This is a genomic window from Actinomycetospora atypica (genome assembly GCF_042653685.1).
In the GTDB taxonomy this organism is placed as follows: Bacteria; Actinomycetota; Actinomycetes; order Mycobacteriales; family Pseudonocardiaceae; genus Actinomycetospora; species Actinomycetospora atypica.
The window spans coordinates 50,529-67,592 of record NZ_JBHSIV010000024.1 but is presented as its reverse complement, the minus strand read 5'-3'; the positions used below and the strand labels follow the sequence as shown (position 1 = coordinate 67,592).

Here is a 17,064-nt window from a genome sequence, read left to right as displayed (position 1 = left end):
ATCACGAGGGAGTCGAACGTGGTCCCCGAGGGTCTGCAGTACACGGCCGAGCACGAGTGGATCGCGTCGGCGGGGGACGAGGCGATGGTGCGTGTCGGCATCACCGACTACGCCCAGGAGCAGCTCGGGGACGTCGTGTTCGTCCAGCTGCCGACCGTCGGCGACACCGTCTCCGCGGGCGACTCGATCGCCGAGGTCGAGTCGACGAAGTCGGTCTCGGAGATCTACGCGCCGCTGGCGGGCCAGATCACCGCGGTGAACGGCGACCTCTCCGACACCCCGGAGCAGGTCAACTCCGACCCCTACGGCTCCGGCTGGATGTTCGAGCTGCGCCTCACCGACGAGGGCGCCCGTTCGGAGCTGCTGGACGCCGAGGCGTACCAGTCGGTCATCGACGGCAGCTGAGCGGCCGTGTCCCCGGTCGGTCACGGTCGTTGACGTTGCGTGAGCGTCCCGGTCACGAACCGTGGACGACCACGCGAGTGGACCGGGCCCCCGGAACGGGGACCGACCCACGGCGGGACCGTGACGCACGGTACCGTGACTGCCACCTCGTTCCCGGTGCCCCGACGGGGTCCCGTGACCGGGTGACGGTCGAACGAACAGGGCGTCCCGCGGGACGCCCCGGCAGTCCCAGGCGAGCAATCCACGGAGGAGCACGGTGAGCACAGGCGGTCCGGTCCCCCCCGAGCGTCAGGGCGAGACGACGTCGGTCTTCCGGGCCGACTTCCTCGCCGAGTCCAGCGAGGAGAGCCGCAGCGGCGGGGTCTCGGGCGTCGACTCGCTCCCGGCCGGGTCGGCCCTGCTGGTGGTGAAGCGCGGGCCCAACGCCGGGTCGCGCTTCCTGCTCGACCGCGACACCACCAGCGCGGGGCGCCACCCCGACAGCGACATCTTCCTCGACGACGTCACCGTCTCCCGGCGCCACGCGGAGTTCCGCCGCGACGGCGCGGAGTTCGTGGTCGTCGACGTCGGCAGCCTCAACGGCACCTACGTCAACCGCGAGCCGGTCGACACGGCCGTCCTCGCCAACGGCGACGAGGTGCAGATCGGCAAGTTCCGCCTGGTCTTCCTGACCGGGCCGCGCGACGGCGGGTCCGCCGGTCAGGGCGCCGAGTACTCGTGATCGGGGCGAGCGCAGCGACGGGGATGCGGTGACCGCGGCAGGGCTTCCCCAGGGCGACTCCCGGGGTGCGCTGTCGATCGGGGCGGTGCTCGACGCCCTGCGCGGCGACTTCCCCGAGATCACGATCTCCAAGATCCGGTTTCTCGAGTCCGAGGGCCTGATCTCCCCGTCGCGGACCCCCAGCGGGTACCGGCAGTTCTCCGGCGCCGACGTGCTCCGACTGCGCTTCGTGCTCTCCGCGCAGCGCGACCACTACCTCCCGCTGAAGGTCATCCGCGCCAAGCTCGACGAGTTCGACCGCGCGCCCACCGCGGAGGGCCCCGTGCTCACCGCGTCCACCGACACCGTCAGCCCCGGCGAGGTCCTCTCCGGTCCCGCGACCGGCGGGGGCGGGGGCTCCGGCGGCGGAGGCCATGGCGGCGGCGGGTACGACGACCGCGGACGGCGCCTCGGGGCCGTGCCCCGGCCGCGGGGGCTCTCCTCCGTCGGGTCCCGCGCGGCGGCGGAGGTCGACGAGGACCCCGACCGCTCGCTGGTCGCCGGTGTCGCCGCCGAGGGGGTCGACCGGGACACGGTGCTCGCCGAGGACGGCGTCGACGAGGCGCTGCTGACCTCGCTGGAGCACCACGGCATCCTGCGGCCCGACGTCTCGGGCCGCTACGAACCCGAGGCGCCCGTCATCGCGCGCACCGCGGCCACCCTGGCCGCGCTCGGTGTCGAGCCCCGCCTGCTCCGCGGCCTCCGGGCCGGGGCCGACCGCGAGGTGGGGCTGCTCACCCAGCTCGTCACCCCGGTGGCCCGCAGCCGTGCCCCCGAGGCCACCCGCCGGGCGCACGACCTCTCCGGCGAGCTCGCCGGCCTCTCGGGGCGCCTGCACGCCCTGCTCGTGGCCTCCGGGCTGCGCAACGGCCTGCGTCGCTGACCTCTCCCGACGAGGCCCGGCGCAGGCCTGACGGCGCACCTGCGCGCCTCGACGGCTCGGCCGGCTCCGCCGCTCCGCCCGCTGCTGGGGCCGTCGGCCCGGGGAAGATCCTGACGAGCGGCGCGGAACGGGGCCGGGACCGATCGGTCCGCGCCGCCGAACAAGATCTTCTCGCTCAGCCCGGGTCTCGGGGCGGCCCCGACCGAGTCACCGCGACTCGGTCCGGCGCGCGTCGGCCCGAGCGGGTGCTGCGCGTCGTCGCCCGGCGCACGGGGGAGCACCGGGCACCCGCTGGTCCCCACCGAGCCCACCGATCTCCCCGTCGCGACGGCCCGCCGGCCGGAACACGCGTGGGCTTCCCCGCCCCCCTCGGGCGGGCCGCGGGGCGGTCCTCGACCGGGCGCACGGACCGCCCCGGAACCCCGCCGAGCGTGTAGCGTTCCCCGGGTCGACGGGGTCGTTCAGCTCCCTCGCGGGGCGTCCTCTCGATCCGGGACCGACGGTGCGGTGACCGCGCCACGTGGGAACAGGGAGGCGACGCATGAGCGAGATGCGTGTCGTGGGCGTACGGGTCGAACTGCCTGCGAACCAGCCGATCCTCCTGCTGCGGGAGTCCGACGGCGACCGGTACCTCCCGATCTGGATCGGCTCGGTCGAGGCCACCGCGATCGCCCTCGAGCAGCAGGGTGTGAAGCCGGCCCGGCCGTTGACCCACGACCTGCTGAAGGACGTGCTCGGCGCCCTCGACCGGCGCCTCGAGCAGGTGCGGATCACGGACCTGCAGGAGGGCACCTTCTACGCGGAGCTGGTGTTCGACGGCGACATCCGGGTCTCGGCGCGGCCGAGCGACTCGGTGGCGCTGGCGTTGCGGGTGGGCGTGCCGATCCACGCCGAGGAGGGCGTGCTCTCCGAGGCGGGCCTCGTCATCCCCGACGAGCAGGAGGACGAGGTCGAGAAGTTCCGCGAGTTCCTCGACAACGTCTCGCCGGAGGACTTCGCCGGCACGTAGGAGACTTCAGCGGAGCGGAGCCCGACCATCGGGCTCGGCCGAGATGGACGGCGCGTCCCCGCGCGACGCGCCGTTCGTCTCACCGTGAAGTTCAGGTAGAGACTTGGCCGCGCGTCGCGTTGACCCCCGTGGACACCCCTCGTACGGTCGTCTGACCAGCCAGGTTCGGCACGGGCCGGACGGGGTCGAGGAGGCAGGACGTGGCGGGAGCCGGAGAGCGGCCCGGAGCCGGGGACGAGAGCCCGGCGAAGGATGCCTCGTTGCAGCCGCTCGGGCCGGCGGGGGAGCAGGGCTCCCTCTTCCCCGACGAACTCTTCGGTGAGGGTCCGAACGACGACGTGCTGGGCTACCGCGGTCCGGCCGCGTGCCAGATCGTCGGGATCACCTACCGGCAGCTCGACTACTGGGCCCGCACCAAGCTCGTCGTGCCGAGCATCCGCACGGCGACGGGCTCGGGGTCGCAGCGCCTGTACTCGTTCAAGGACCTCGCGGTGCTCAAGGTGGTCAAGAACCTCCTCGACACCGGGGTCTCGCTGAACAACATCCGCACGGCCGTCGAGCAGCTGCGCCGCCACGGCGTGCGCGACCTCGCCCGGATCACGCTGTTCTCCGACGGCGTCACCGTGTACGAGTGCACCTCCCCGGAGGAGGTCGTCGACCTGCTCCAGGGCGGTCAGGGCGTGTTCGGGATCGCCGTCGGCGGCGCCATGCGCGAGCTGAGCGGCTCCATCGCCCACTTCCCGGCCGAGCGGGCCGGTGCCGGCGCCGCGGTGGTCGACCACGCCCCCGAGGACGAGCTCGCGTCCCGCCGTGCGCGGGGCGCCCGGTCGGTGAGCTGACCCTCTCGTGGGCTGACACCCCGGCGTCACCCCGGTACTGTCCGGGGCGTCGGTCGACGACTCCACGCGGGAGAGACCTGCAGTCAGAAGCCTCTGGACGCAGGCGCCGAAGGAGCAACTCCTCCCCGGAATCTCTCAGGCATCGAGTACCGCGTGGGCGAGACGACCTCTGGAAAGCGGTTCTGCCCCGACAGGGGCCGAACCCGCCGATGGTGCAAGCCGGCCCGACGATGTCCGTCGGGACGAGGTCCGGTGAAGCTCTCAGGCGCCCGCGCACCACGAAGCGGGCAGAGGCAGAGGGGGAGGGACCTGGTCCGCCCGTCGAGGCGCGGGCCGGGGTGACCCTGACCCCTGCCTCCGGGAGGCCCCGCGTGAGCCCCAGCCGTGACCGTCGCACCACGGATCGTCTGTCCCTCGCCGCGCTCGAACACGGCCGGCCGTTCTCCGAACGGCACATCGGACCCGACTCCGCCGAGCTGGCGGCCATGCTGGACACGATCGGCGTCGGCTCCCTCGAGGAGCTGGCCGACCGGGCGATGCCCACCTCGATCCGCACCGATCCGGCCGACTGGGAGACCAGCGGGCAGCGGGACCAGGCGCCGCCGCCGGCCGCGACCGAGGACCAGGTGCTCACCGAGCTGCGCACCCTCGCCGACTCGAACACCGTCCTCGTCCCGATGCTCGGCCTGGGCTACCACGGCACGATCACTCCGCCGGTGATCCGCCGCAACGTCCTCGAGGACCCGGCCTGGTACACCGCCTACACGCCCTACCAGCCCGAGATCAGCCAGGGTCGGCTCGAGGCGCTGCTGAACTTCCAGACCGTCGTCTGCGACCTCACCGGTCTCGACGTCGCGGGCGCCTCCATGCTCGACGAGTCCACCGCGGCCGCCGAGGCCATGCTGCTGCTGCGCCGGGTCGACAAGTCGAAGTCGGACGTCTTCCTCGTCGACGACGACACGCTGCCCCAGACGATCGCCGTGCTGCGCACGCGGGCGGAGTCGCTGCAGATCCGCATCGAGCTCGTCGACGTCACCTCCGAGCTGCCGACCGACGACTTCTTCGGCCTGCTCCTCGCCGCCCCCGGCGCCTCCGGGGCCGTGCGCGACCACACCGGGGTCATCGCCGCCGCCCACGAGCGCGGCGCGAAGGTCGTCGTCGCCTGCGACCTCCTCGCGGCCACGATGGTGACCCCGCCGGGGGAGCAGGGCGCCGACGTCGCCGTGGGGTCCACCCAGCGCTTCGGCGTGCCGCTCGGCTTCGGCGGCCCGCACGCCGGGTTCCTCGCCGTGCGCCAGCAGCTGGCGCGCCAGCTGCCGGGACGCCTCGTCGGGACCTCGATCGACGCCGACGGCAACCCCGCGCACCGCCTGGCCCTGCAGACCCGCGAGCAGCACATCCGCCGCGACAAGGCCACGAGCAACATCTGCACCGCCCAGGTGCTCCTCGCGGTGATCGCCTCGATGTACGCGGTCTACCACGGCCCGTCCGGGCTGACCGAGATCGCACGCCGCACCCACCGCATGGCCACGGTCCTCGCCGCCGGGCTCGCCAAGGGCGGCGTCGAGGTGGTGCACCGCTCGTTCTTCGACACCGTCCTCGTGCACGTGCCGGGCGGGGCCGCCGAGGCCGTCGCGGCCTGTCGTCGGGACGGCGTGCTGGTCCGCGAGGTGGACGCCGACCACGTCGGCGTCTCCTGCTCCGAGGTGACCACCCGCGAGCACCTGGCCGCCGTGTGGGGCGCGTTCGGCGTGCAGGGCGTGGGCGTCGAGGACCTCGACGCCGCCACCGAGGACGCGGTCCCCGCGGCGCTCGAGCGCTCCACGGCGTTCCTGACGAACCCGGTGTTCCACCGCCACCGCAGCGAGACCTCGCTGCTGCGCTACCTGCGGATGCTCTCCGACAAGGACGTGGCGCTCGACCGCAGCATGATCCCGCTCGGCTCCTGCACGATGAAGCTGAACGCGACCGCGGAGATGGAGCCGATCACCGACCCGGGCTTCGCCGGGCTGCACCCGTTCGCGCCGGAGTCCGACGCCCCCGGGATGATGCAGGTGATCGGTGACCTCGAGGCCTGGCTGGTCCACCTCACCGGCTACCACTCGGTGTCGCTGCAGCCCAACGCCGGCTCCCAGGGCGAGCTCGCCGGGCTCCTCGCGATCCGGGCCTACCACCGCTCCCGCGGCGACCTCGACCGCGACGTCTGCCTCATCCCCTCCTCGGCGCACGGCACCAACGCCGCGTCGGCGATCTCGGCGGGCATGCGCGTGAAGGTCGTGAAGACCACCGAGCGCGGCGACGTCGACGTCGAGGACCTGCAGCGCGTGATCGACGAGGTCGGCGACCGGCTCTCGGCGATCATGATCACCTACCCGTCGACGCACGGGGTCTACGAGCCGCACGTGCGCAAGGTCCTCGCCGCGGTGCACGACGCCGGCGGCCAGGTCTACGTCGACGGCGCCAACCTCAACGCGCTCGTCGGGCTCGCCCGGCCGGGCCGCTTCGGCGCCGACGTCAGCCACCTGAACCTGCACAAGACCTTCTGCATCCCGCACGGCGGCGGCGGGCCCGGGGTCGGGCCGATCGGCGTGGCCGAGCACCTCGCGCCGTTCCTGCCCAACCACCCGGCCCAGGCCTCGGCCGGGCCGGAGACCGGGGTCGGGCCGGTGGCCGGCGCCCCGTGGGGGTCGGCGTCGATCCTGCCGATCTCATGGGCCTACGTCCGGCTCATGGGGGTCGACGGGCTGCGCCGGGCGACCCTGACGGCGGTCGCCGCGGCCAACTACGTCGCGGCGCGGCTGCGCGACTCGTTCCCGGTGCTCTACACCGGGCCGGGCGGCTTCGTCGCCCACGAGTGCATCCTCGACCTGCGGCCCCTGACGAAGTCCTCGGGGATCACGGTCGACGACGTCGCGAAGCGCCTGGCCGACTACGGGTTCCACTCCCCGACGATGTCGTTCCCCGTCGCGGGGACGCTGATGGTGGAGCCGACCGAGTCGGAGAACCTCGCCGAGATCGACCGGTTCTGCGACGCGATGATCGCGATCCGGGCCGAGGCGGCGCGCGTCGAGTCGGGCGAGTGGCCCGCCGACGACAACCCGCTGGTGCACGCCCCGTTCACGGCCCGCTCGGTCCTCGTCGACGAGTGGACCCACCCGTTCACCCGCGAGGAGGCGGCGTTCCCCGCGGCGGGGCGGCCCGACAAGATCTGGGTCCCCGTCCGACGGATCGACTCCGCGCACGGCGACCGCAACCTCGTCTGCTCGTGCCCGCCGCTGGAGGAACTGGCCTCCTAGGTCCTGCTGCTGATCACCAGCACACCACGCACCCTCCCCGCGGGAGAGGTGCGTGGTGTGCCGATGATCATGGGACCGGGTCGACGGCGGGGGAGTTCCGCTCCTTCGCGATGCGGGCGCCCACCAGCACCACCACGGCGGCGGCCGCGACCATGCACCCGCCGACCACCCACAGCCCGGCGCGCTGCGAGCCGGTGAGGTCGGCGAGCGCCCCGGTGATGTACGGCGCGCCGAAGCCGCTGAGGTTGCCCAGCGAGTTGACGAGCGCGATCCCGCCGGCCGCCGCGGCGCCCGTGAGGAACTGGGCGGGCAGCGCCCAGAACGGGGCCAGCGCCCCGCAGACCCCGACGGCGCAGAGGGTCACGGCCCCCATCGCGAGCCAGGGGTTGGACAGGTAGAGCGCGATCGGGATCGCCAGCCCGCCGAGCAGCGCCGGGGCCGCCACGAACCAGGCGCGGCCGCGCGTCGTCGTGGCCGTGTCCGCCCGCCGGCCCCAGAACACCATCGCCACGGCGGCGACGACGTAGGGGATCGCGGTGACGAACCCCCGCTCGAGCACCGAGAGCTTCGTGCCGAACTGCTGCTCGAACCCGGCGACGATCGTCGGGAGGAAGAAGCTCAGCGCGTACAGACCGTAGGTGACGCCGAAGTAGACGAACGCGAGCGCGAGGATGCGGGGGCTGGTCAGCGCCCGGCGCAGCGGCCAGTGGCCGCCGCGCTCGGTGGCCCGCGCCTCCTCCTCCAGCTTGGTCGAGAGCCACTCCCGCTCGTCCGGCCGCAGCCACGTCGCCTGGCCGGGCCGGTCGGTGAGCGCGAAGAAGGTCAACACCCCCAGCAGGATCGCGGGCACACCCTCCGCGAAGAACATGATCCGCCAGCCCGAGGCCCCCAGCAGCCCGTCCCCGGCGCGGATCAGCAGGCTGGAGACGACCGAGCCGACGGCCACCGACACGGGCACCGCCGTCATGAACAGCGCGACCGCGCGGGCGCGCTGCTCGGCGGGGAACCAGTAGGTCAGGTACAGGATGATGCCGGGGAAGAACCCGGCCTCCGCGACCCCGAGCAGGAACCGCAGCACGATGAGGGTCGTCGCGTTGGGGACGAACGCCATCGCGGTGGCGATGATGCCCCAGGTGACCAGGATGCGGGTGATCCAGATCCGGGCCCCGAAGCGGTGCAGCGCCAGGTTCGACGGCACCTCGAGCAGCAGGTAGCCGATGAAGAAGATGCCCGACGCGAGCCCGAACACCGTCGCGGTCATCCCGAGCTCGGCGTTCATGCCGTTCGGACCGGCGAAGCCGATGTTGACCCGGTCCAGGTAGTTCACGAAGTACAGCAGGATGAGCAGGGGCAGGAGACGCCGCGCGACCCGCCGCAGTGTCCGCTTCCCGATCTCCGCGTCCGCCGCGGGCGTCGTCGTCGACATGGGGTCCACCCGATACGCCCGGTGTGGTCCGCGTCAAGCGGGAGGGTCAGGCCGACGGGACGATCACCGCGGGCACCGGGGCGGCCGCGACGATGGCGCGGACCCGGTCGCCCAGGAAGAGCCGGGTCGCGGGGCCGGCGGAGCCCCCGACGACGAGGAGGTCGCCCGGGGTCCAGCCGGCGGCGTGCACCGCGTCCTCCCACGTCGCCCCGGCGTGCACGGCGGTCTCCGCCTCCACGCCCAGGTCCGAGAGCGCCTCGGCCTGTCGCCGTGCGACCTGCTCGGACCACTGGGCGATCACCGGCTCCTCGGCGTCGAGCCCCACCTCGGGCGGGATCGCCGGGGGCCGGCGCACCGCGAAGGAGACCACCCGCAGGGTCGCCGCCGACCGGGCCGCGAGGTCGGCGGCCGCGGCGAGCACGGCGGACGAGGCCGTCGTGCCGTCGAACGCGCAGGTCACCCGCTCGACCGTCCGTCCGGACGCCGCGCCCGCGTCGCGGGCGAGCACCACGGGCACCGGCGAGCTGCGGGCCACGCGGACGGCGACCCGGCCGGTGCGGTCGGGGTCGGAGCCGAGCACGATCACGCTGACGTCCCCGGTGACCGCCTCGACGAGCCCGTCGGCCACGGAGCGGCCCTGCACCGTCCGCCAGGTCACCTCCACCCCGGCGCCGGCGAGGACCCCGCCGAGGGCGGCGCGCACCGGGTCGGCGGAACTGCCGGCCGGGGCCACCACGGCCACGGTGAGGTCCTCGCGCCACGCCCGGGCGAGACGGGTGGCCAGGGCGAGCGCGCCCCCGGCGTCGTCCCGGGCGTCGGGGGAGAGACCCACGAGGACCGTCACCGCTGCACCTCCGTCGCCAGCGCGGATCGTCGGGAACCGTAGAAGAACCAGAAGACGAGCGCGGCGGTCAGCCACAGCAGGAACACGATGATCGTGATCCAGGACAGCCCCGAGATCAGGTAGGCGCACGCCAGGATCGACAGGACCGGCACCACGGGGTAGCCCGGCACCCGGAACCCGCGGGGCAGGTCGGGGGCCGTGCGGCGCAGCACCATGACGCCGATCGAGACCACCGTGAACGCGACCAGCGTGCCGATCGACACCAGGTCGGCGAGCACGTCGAGCGGGACGAGGCCGGCCAGCAGGCCCACCGCCACCGCGACGACGATCGTGTTCCGCACCGGGGTCAGCGTGCGCGGGTCGACCCGCGAGAACACCGGCGGGATCATCCCGTCGCGGCTCATCGTGAACAGGATGCGGGTCTGGCCGTACATGGTGACCAGCGTGATCGAGAAGATCGAGATCACCGCGCCCGCGGCCAGGACGATCGAGGGCCAGGCCGAGCCGGTGACGTCGGCGAGGATGGCGGCGAGGCCGGCCTCCTGGCCCTCGAAGCGCGGCCAGTCCTGGGCGCCGATCGCCGTGACGGCGACCATCAGGTAGATCACCGTGACGATGATCAGGGAGAGCACGAGGGCGCGCGGCAGGGTCCGGCGCGGGTCGACGGCCTCCTCGCCGGCCGTGGAGACCGCGTCGAGCCCGATGAAGGAGAAGAACACGGTGCCCGCGGCCGCGCCGATCCCGGCGGTGCCGAAGGGCGCGAAGTCGGCGAACCGGTCGGCGGAGAAGGCGGTGACCGCGATCGCCGCGAACATCACCAGGACGGCCAGCTTGATGACGACCATCACCGCGTTGGCCGTCGCCGACTCGCTCACCCCGCGCACGAGCAGCAGGGCGCACAGCCCGACGAGCACCATGGCCGGCAGGTTCACGATCCCGCCTGCCCCCGGGGCGCCCGAGAGCGCGTCGGGGATCCGCACGCCGACGGTCTCGGAGAGCAGCGCGTTGAGGTACTCCGACCAGCCGACCGCGACGGCGGCCGAGGAGACCATGTACTCGAGCAGCAGGCAGGCCGCCACGCCCATCGCCACCGACTCCCCGAGGGTCGCGTAGGCGTAGGAGTAGCTCGACCCGCTCACCGGGACCGCCGACGCGAGCTCGGCGTAGCAGAGCGCGGTCAGCCCGGCGGTGACCGCCGCGATCACGAAGCTGACGACGACCGCGGGCCCGGCCTCCGGGGTGGCCTCGGAGAGCACGAAGAAGATGCCGGTGCCGACGGTGGCGCCGACGCCGAACGCGGTGAGCTGGAACAGCCCGATGCTGCGCCTGAGCTCACCGCCGGCCGCCTCGTCGGCGCCGGTCTCGGCGGCCATCGCGGTGACCGGTTTCCGGCGCAGCCAGGCGTGCGCGGGTGGGGCGAGGGGCACGACGACACTCCGGGGGAGGGCAGGGAGCCGACGGCGCAGCCTAGCCGCCCGCGGCCCTCCCCTCGATCACGTGCAGGAGCGCAGGGCGGAGACGTCGGGTTCGGCGCCGCGCTCGAAGGAGATGTGGACGTGGTCGCGGTGGTTGGCGGTGTCGCCGCCGCGGTCCTCCATGCCCTTCCACCCGGAGCCGGTGTTGATCCGCTGGTCCCAGATCGCGTAGCTGACCCCGAGCGCGCCCGCGTTGTCCATGACGCAGTCGGCGATGGCGTCGCCGTCGCGGGTCATGACGTCCAGCGCGTAGCCCGAGGGGTGGTCGGAGGCGCCGGAGCGGCTGCCGATCCCGCCGAGGTCGTGGCCGGGGAAGACGCACTCGAGGGCGTTGCCGACGGTCTGCACCGAGTCGGCCACCCCGCCGTAGTTCGAGTCGGCGCCGCAGCTGGTGATCCGCGTGGCCTTCTCGGCGGCGGCCGCCTGCTCGGCGCGGGCCTTCTCCGCGGCCTGGGTGGCCTGCGCGGCCCGCGTCCGGTCGGCGGCGGCCTGCTCGGACTGGCGGCGCACGCGGTCGCCGGCCTTGAACAGGTCGGCGGTGGCCGGGTCCCCCGTGGCCGGGGCGGCGGCCGCCACGACGACGGGCGCCACGGCCGGTGCCGCGGCCAGCCGGCTGCTCTGCGAGGACAGGGCGAGGGCCGCGTCCTGCGTCGCGAGGGCGCCGTCGGCCGGGGCCTGCAGGGCGGCCGGCGCGACGACCGCCAGCGCGGCGGCGGCGACCCCGGCGGCGGCGATGCCGTGGCGGCGCGCGTCCCGGACGGCGGCGTCGGTGGCCCGGGAACGGCGGCGCCGGGGAGCGGGGCCGCAGTGCTGCGGCCGCGTGGCGTTCCGCTCGGCGACGAGCGCGGCCAGGTCGAGGACCGTGGTGGGGGCGTCGGTCGGGGAGGCGGAGCGGTGGGACGGGGGGTGGAGACGGGCGCGATCGTTCTCGACCGCGTTCCGGCTCCGGGAGACGGAGCGGAACGGAGCTCGAACGGTCGGCACGGGGGAGCGATGCCGGGACACGTGGGACCTTCCGTGCGGGGAGCACTACACGACCGGAGCGGTCACCGGCCCGGCCGTCTCGGGGTCGGCCGGGACGGTGCGGGGAGTCGAGGTGGGGAGCCGTGACTCGTCCGTGACCGTTCCTTGACCGACGCTAGACCGGCGCGGGGCGGGTTCCCGGTCCCGACGGCGGCCGGGCGTGCTCGGGCGGCGGACGGCCCTGCTTTCTCAGGGACGTTCTCAGGCGTGTGAGGTCAGCAGTCGACGCGGGCGGCGAGCGCGCGCCCGAGGAGCGTCCCGGAGCGCCAGGCCGTCTCGACCTTGGGGCTGCCCCAGCCGTCGCCCACCACCGCGACGAGGTCGTCGTCGAGGTGGAACGGCCGGTCGGCGGGGGTGTCGTGCGGGTCGGCGGGGCTCGCGTAGGTCCAGCGGTGGGCGTGCGTCCAGACGGGACGCTCGTCGAGCCCGAGGACCTCGGTGACGGCGTCGACCACGGCGGGGATCACGCCGTCGGGCGCCTCGAGGTGGCGCTGCGCGAGGTCGCCGGTGGTGTGGGCGACGAGGACCGGGGCGTCGTCGCCGCGGCGCGACCCGTCGTCGGCGAGGAGCGACAGGGACGGGTGGTCGTTGACGAACGCCGCGGGGAACTCGTCCCAGGTGCGGCGCTCGTAGCCCAGGGCCACCGCGATGACCGGGTTCCACGGGTGGTCGGCGAGCACCTGCGCGCTGCGCATCGGGGCGCGGACGAGCCGGGCGGCCTGCGGGTCGGGCATCGCGAGCACCACCGCGCAGGCGGGCTCGCCGTCGACGGAGGGGCCGGGCGTGACTTCGGAGACCGTGTGCCCGGTGTCGATCCGCAGGCCCTCGGCGAGGTCGGCGACCAGCGAGCGCAGGCCCCCGGGGGCGGCCCAGCGCTGCGGGCCCGACTTCGGCTCCATCGAGCCCTCGGACCACGCGAGCAGCGTGTCGGTCCAGGGGCGGGCGAGGCCGCGGCGCTCCCAGTCGGCGACCTGCTCGCCGAACTCGTCGTCGCTCACGGTGAAGTAGGCCGTGCCCATGTCGACGGGCCGGGCGTCGTCGGGTCGGGCACCGTCGCCGCCGCGGGGGAGCGGCGGGCTGGACAGACGACCGCCGACCCGGTTCGAGCGCTCGAGAACCCGCACCGGCACCCCGGCCGCGTCGAGGGCCCGGGCGCACGCGAGCCCGCTGATCCCGCCGCCGACGACGATGACGTCGGCCCGGTGCGACGCGGCGGGGATGTCGGAGGGCGAGTACCCGGACGCGGCGACCATGTCGGAGAGGTCCCCGCCCTCACCGGAACTCATGCGCTCAGCGGCCGGAGCGCGCGACGTGGGTGGAGTCGCGCACCGTGCCGACGTACTCCTCCACGAGGTCCTCGAGCGCCACGACGCCCACGGTGGTCCCCTCGTCGTCGACGGCCCGCGCGAGGTGCGAGCCCTCGCGGCGCATCGAGGCCAGGGCCTCGTCGACGGGCGCGGACACCGAGACCGGGGGGAGGGCCCGGATGCGCTCGGCGGGCACCACCTCGTCGGGCCCGCCCTCGATGTCGAGCACGTCCTTGATGTGCAGGTAGCCGTCGAGCCCGACGTCGGTGCCCACGTGGTCGCCGGGCTCCAGCACCTCGGTGCCCGCGGCGAACGGGTCGGTGTCGAGCCGCGGGTGGGCGTCGGGCGCCTCGGGGGCCTGGACGGGGTACCGGGAGAACCCGGTCCGGTGGACCGCGTCCTCGACCGCGCCGACCGTGGGGCGCGCCGGCAGGACGGTGAGCCGCTCGCGCGGGATCAGCACGTCGGCGACGGTGCGCTCGGCGGTGTTCAGCGCCTGCGTGAGCCGCCGGGTCTGCGAGGCGTCGAGCAGGCCCTCGCGGCGGGACTCGGAGAGCATCTCGGCGATCTCCGAGGTGGTGAACGCCGACTCCCGCTCGTCCTTGGGCTCCACGCCGAGCAGCTTGAGGACGTGGTTGGCGATCCAGTTGAGCAGGTAGATGATCGGGCGGGCGACCTTGAGGAAGGCCACCAGCGGCGGCACCAGCCACACCGACGTCCGCTCGGGGCCGGCGATCGCGATGTTCTTCGGGACCATCTCGCCGATGACGATGTGCAGCACCGTGACGATCAGCAGGGAGATCACGAAGGCGATCGGGTGCAGCAGCGCCTCGGGCACCCCGAGCGGCTCGAAGATCCCCTCGAGCAGGTGCGCCAGCGCCGGCTCACCGAGCGAGCCGAGGGCCAGCGAGCAGATCGTGATGCCCAGCTGCGCGGCGGCCATCATCATCGACAGGTGCTCGGTGGCCCGCAGCACCGTCGCCGCGCCGGAGGTGCCGGCGTCGACCATCGTCTCCACCCGGTCGCGCCGGGCGGAGATGAGCGCGAACTCGGCGCCGACGAAGAAGGCGTTCGCGAGCAGCAGGGCCGCCATGGCGACCAGGGCGAGGTAGTCGTTCACAGCGACATCCCCGCCGTCTCGCGGTCGTCCGTGCGCTCGTCGGCGTCGGCGGGCCGGACGACCCGCACGTCGGCGATCCGCCGCCGGTCCATGCCCGTGACGACCATCTGCCACCCCTCGTGGGTCACCGCGTCACCCACGGACGGGATACGGCCGAGCTGCGAGAGCAGGAAGCCCGCGAGGGTCTCGTAGACCTCGGAGTCGGGGAACGTCCAGCCGACGACCTCCTCGAGCTCGTCGGGGCGCAGGGTCCCCTCGACGATCCAGGTGTCGTCGCCCGCGTCGCGGAAGCGGGCCGCCTCGCCGCGGTCGTGCTCGTCGCGGACGTCGCCGACGATCTCCTCGACGAGGTCCTCGAGGGTGACGATGCCCGCGGTGCCGCCGTACTCGTCGACCACCACGGCCACCTGGAACCCCGCGCCGCGCAGCCGGTCGAGCAGCTCGTCGCCGTCGAGGGAGTCGGGCACCGTGGTGGGCGTGCGCATGACGTTGCGCAGGAACTGCCCGCCGCGCCGCGAGCGCGGCTCGGCGAAGGCCTGCTTGACGTGCACCACGCCCTTGACGTCGTCGAGGTCGCCGTCGACCACCGGGAACCGGGAGAACCCGGTGCGGATCGCGGCGGCGATCAGGTCGTCGACCGTGTCGTCGGTGGACAGCGACTCCACCCGCACCCGCGGGGTCATCAGCTCGTCGGCCGTGCGCTCGCTGATGCGCAGCGACGCCGTCAGCACCGCGGCCGTGCCCTCGTCGATCGTGCCCTGCTCGGCGCTGGTGGCCACGAGCGAGCCGAGCTCCTGGGGCGAGCGGGCCGACCGGAGCTCCTCGGCGGGCTCGACCCCGAGCCGGCGCACGATCCAGTTCGCCGCGCCGTTGAGCCCGGAGATGAACCACGACAGGGCCCGCGAGAAGGCGGACTGGATGCCGGCGACGGTCCGCGCGGTGCGCAGCGGGTCGGCGATCGCGAGGTTCTTGGGGACCAGCTCGCCGAACACCATCGACAGGGCGGTGGCCAGCACCAGGGCGACCACGGCGGCGACGCCGGCCGCGGCCCCGACGGGCAGCCCGACGTCCTCGAGCACCGGCGAGATCAGCGTCGCGATCGCCGGCTGGGCCAGGTAGCCGGTGACCAGCGTGGTGATCGTGATGCCGAGCTGGGCGCCCGAGAGCTCGAAGGAGAGGTTGCGGTGCGCCTTCGCGACCGTCTTCGCACGCCGGTCCCCGACCTCCTCGGCGTGGTGGTCGATCTGGCTGCGCTCGAGCGTGGTCAGCGAGAACTCGGCCGCGACGAAGACCGCGGTGCCGAGGGTGACCGCGACGACCCCGACGAGGCCGAGGACGGAGAGGAGGACGTCCACGTCAGTTCCGGGCTCCCGGCTCGGCCGAGCGGGGCGGGAACCCACCGGTGGCGATGGGGCCCCAGTGGTCGATGGTGAGGCGGATCAGGCACTTGTTGCCGTCGGCCATGGCCTGCCGGTACTCGTCCCAGTCGGGGTGCTCGCCCGAGATGGAGCGGAAGTACTCGACGAGCCCGTCGAGCGCGTCGGGCATGTCGAGGATCTCGGCCTCGCCCTCGACGTGCACCCACGGGTCGTTGAACTCGTCGGAGAGCACGCACATGGCGATGCGCGGGTGCTTCCGGATGTTGACGACCTTCGAGCGCTGCGGGTAGGTGGACACCAGCAGGCGGCCCTCGGCGTCGATCCCGAGCGTGACCGGGCTCGTCTGGTCGCCGCCGTCCTCCCGCCGGGTCACGACGATGGCCTTGTGGCGCGTCCTGAGGAACTCCACCAGCCGGTCGAAGTCGACCCGGTCGTTGGTCGCGATGTTGGCCATGTCCGGAATCCTACGGGCGGGGACCGACACCCTCGTCGTGCGGCGATCCCTACGCTGCGCGGGTGACCAGCCTGACCGGACGCCGGGTCCTCGTCGTCGGCGCCTCCTCGGGCATCGGTGCCGCCACCGCGCACGCCGCGGCGGCCGCGGGCGCCCACGTGGGCCTCGTGGCGCGTCGTCGGGAACACCTCGACGCCGTCGTCGCCGGGCTGCCCGGCCACGGGCACGCGGTCGCGGCCGCCGACGTCACCGACCCCGCCGCCCTCGTCGCGGCCGTGGACGGGCTGGCGGCCGAGCTGGGCGGGCTCGACGACGTGGTCGCCGCCGCCGGGGTCATGGCGCTCGGCGCGGTGGCCGACACCGACCCGGAGACCTGGCGGGGCGTCCTCGACGTCAACGTGACCGGCCTGCTGGCCACGGCGCGGGCCGCGCTACCGCACCTGGGGGAGGGCGGCACGGTCGTCGTGCTGTCCTCGATGTCGGGGCGGCGGGTGGCCTCGGCCGCGGGCGGCGTCTACGCGGCGAGCAAGCACGCGGCGCACGCGGTGGCCGAGACGCTGCGGCTCGAGGTCGGGCCCCGCGGTGTGCGGGTGACCACGGTGGCGCCGGGCTTCGTCGCCACCGACCTCGTCGCCGGGCAGGACGACGCCCGGGCGTTCGCCGGGCGCATGCACGACGAGGGCCTCGACCCCGGCGACGTCGCCGCCGCGGTGGTGCACGTGCTGGGGCTGCCGCCGGCGGTCGTCGTCGTGGAGTACGCGCTCCAGTCGATCCGTCAGCTGGGCCACCGCCCGGAAGACGCGTCGTGACGGTGGGAACAGCGGGTGGCGGTCGGCCGGGGTCG

General features: G+C 74.2%; 15 protein-coding genes and 1 riboswitch. Of the genes, 7 read left to right on the top strand and 8 right to left on the bottom strand.

Annotated elements, in window-relative coordinates; genetic code table 11:
- Window positions 1-18 precede the first annotated feature (18 nt).
- The 6 genes from gcvH (at window position 19) to gcvP (ending at window position 7,192) form a co-directional block, all read left to right on the top strand.
- Window positions 19-405: a glycine cleavage system protein GcvH gene (gene gcvH / locus ACFPBZ_RS20280; RefSeq protein WP_378037914.1), complete on the top strand. Its 387-nt coding sequence runs from the start codon at window positions 19-21 to the stop codon at window positions 403-405.
- Between the two features lie 256 nt (window positions 406-661).
- A complete protein-coding gene (garA, locus tag ACFPBZ_RS20275) occupies window positions 662-1,126 on the top strand; it encodes a glycogen accumulation regulator GarA (RefSeq protein WP_378037913.1) in 465 nt (154 codons plus the stop codon).
- A 28-nt stretch (window positions 1,127-1,154) separates the two neighbouring features.
- Window positions 1,155-2,048: a MerR family transcriptional regulator gene (locus ACFPBZ_RS20270; protein WP_378037912.1), complete on the top strand. Its 894-nt coding sequence runs from the start codon at window positions 1,155-1,157 to the stop codon at window positions 2,046-2,048.
- 541 nt (window positions 2,049-2,589) lie between these two features.
- Window positions 2,590-3,057 carry a bifunctional nuclease family protein gene (locus ACFPBZ_RS20265; protein WP_378037911.1) on the top strand — a complete coding sequence of 156 codons (468 nt, stop codon included), beginning with the start codon at window positions 2,590-2,592 and terminating at the stop codon, window positions 3,055-3,057.
- Between the two features lie 260 nt (window positions 3,058-3,317).
- On the top strand, window positions 3,318-3,896 hold the full coding sequence (locus tag ACFPBZ_RS20260; RefSeq protein WP_378037955.1) for a MerR family transcriptional regulator: 579 nt from the start codon (window positions 3,318-3,320) through the stop codon (window positions 3,894-3,896).
- A gap of 57 nt (window positions 3,897-3,953) precedes the next feature.
- Window positions 3,954-4,058, top strand: a riboswitch (glycine riboswitch).
- A gap of 209 nt (window positions 4,059-4,267) precedes the next feature.
- Complete coding sequence (gene gcvP / locus ACFPBZ_RS20255) at window positions 4,268-7,192, top strand: aminomethyl-transferring glycine dehydrogenase (protein WP_378037910.1); 2,925 nt, start codon at window positions 4,268-4,270, stop codon at window positions 7,190-7,192.
- A 67-nt stretch (window positions 7,193-7,259) separates the two neighbouring features.
- On the opposite strand, the gene ACFPBZ_RS20250 is transcribed toward gcvP, so the two are convergent.
- The 8 genes from ACFPBZ_RS20250 to ACFPBZ_RS20215 all read right to left on the bottom strand — a co-directional run bounded on the left by ACFPBZ_RS20250 (window position 7,260) and on the right by ACFPBZ_RS20215 (window position 16,220).
- Complete coding sequence (locus ACFPBZ_RS20250; RefSeq protein WP_378037909.1) at window positions 7,260-8,618, bottom strand: MFS transporter; 1,359 nt, start codon at window positions 8,616-8,618, stop codon at window positions 7,260-7,262.
- A 46-nt stretch (window positions 8,619-8,664) separates the two neighbouring features.
- A complete protein-coding gene (locus ACFPBZ_RS20245) occupies window positions 8,665-9,462 on the bottom strand; it encodes a universal stress protein (RefSeq protein ID WP_378037908.1) in 798 nt (265 codons plus the stop codon).
- On the bottom strand, window positions 9,459-10,835 hold the full coding sequence (locus ACFPBZ_RS20240; RefSeq protein ID WP_378037954.1) for an APC family permease: 1,377 nt from the start codon (window positions 10,833-10,835) through the stop codon (window positions 9,459-9,461). Before ACFPBZ_RS20240 ends, ACFPBZ_RS20245 begins: the two co-directional genes overlap by 4 nt.
- Before the next feature lie 120 nt (window positions 10,836-10,955).
- Window positions 10,956-11,921 (bottom strand): VldE C-terminal domain-containing protein, encoded by a 966-nt coding sequence (locus ACFPBZ_RS20235; RefSeq protein WP_378037907.1) that lies wholly within the window; start codon window positions 11,919-11,921, stop codon window positions 10,956-10,958.
- Between the two features lie 254 nt (window positions 11,922-12,175).
- Complete coding sequence (locus ACFPBZ_RS20230) at window positions 12,176-13,246, bottom strand: NAD(P)/FAD-dependent oxidoreductase (RefSeq protein ID WP_378037906.1); 1,071 nt, start codon at window positions 13,244-13,246, stop codon at window positions 12,176-12,178.
- 4 nt (window positions 13,247-13,250) lie between these two features.
- Window positions 13,251-14,387 (bottom strand): hemolysin family protein, encoded by a 1,137-nt coding sequence (locus ACFPBZ_RS20225; RefSeq protein ID WP_378037905.1) that lies wholly within the window; start codon window positions 14,385-14,387, stop codon window positions 13,251-13,253.
- A complete protein-coding gene (locus tag ACFPBZ_RS20220) occupies window positions 14,384-15,742 on the bottom strand; it encodes a hemolysin family protein (RefSeq protein ID WP_378037904.1) in 1,359 nt (452 codons plus the stop codon). The genes ACFPBZ_RS20225 and ACFPBZ_RS20220 overlap by 4 nt, the downstream gene beginning before the upstream one ends.
- A 1-nt stretch (window position 15,743) precedes the next feature.
- Window positions 15,744-16,220, bottom strand: a complete 477-nt coding sequence (locus ACFPBZ_RS20215; protein ID WP_378037903.1) for a PPOX class F420-dependent oxidoreductase — start codon at window positions 16,218-16,220, stop codon at window positions 15,744-15,746.
- Window positions 16,221-16,282: 62 nt separating this feature from the next.
- Between ACFPBZ_RS20215 and ACFPBZ_RS20210 the strand changes: the two genes are divergently transcribed.
- Window positions 16,283-17,029, top strand: coding sequence for an SDR family oxidoreductase (locus ACFPBZ_RS20210; protein WP_378037902.1), 747 nt, complete (start codon window positions 16,283-16,285; stop codon window positions 17,027-17,029).
- The last annotated feature ends 35 nt before the right edge of the window (window positions 17,030-17,064 follow it).

Bases quoted from the DNA above. Each gene is read 5' to 3' on its own strand.
- ACFPBZ_RS20265 (WP_378037911.1), top strand. From the start codon at position 2,590: ATGAGCGAGATGCGTGTCGTGGGCGTACGGGTCGAACTGCCTGCGAAC.
- ACFPBZ_RS20250 (WP_378037909.1), bottom strand. From the start codon at position 8,618: ATGTCGACGACGACGCCCGCGGCGGACGCGGAGATCGGGAAGCGGACA.
- ACFPBZ_RS20240 (WP_378037954.1), bottom strand. From the start codon at position 10,835: ATGGCCGCCGAGACCGGCGCCGACGAGGCGGCCGGCGGTGAGCTCAGG.
- ACFPBZ_RS20230 (WP_378037906.1), bottom strand. From the start codon at position 13,246: ATGAGTTCCGGTGAGGGCGGGGACCTCTCCGACATGGTCGCCGCGTCC.
- ACFPBZ_RS20215 (WP_378037903.1), bottom strand. From the start codon at position 16,220: ATGGCCAACATCGCGACCAACGACCGGGTCGACTTCGACCGGCTGGTG.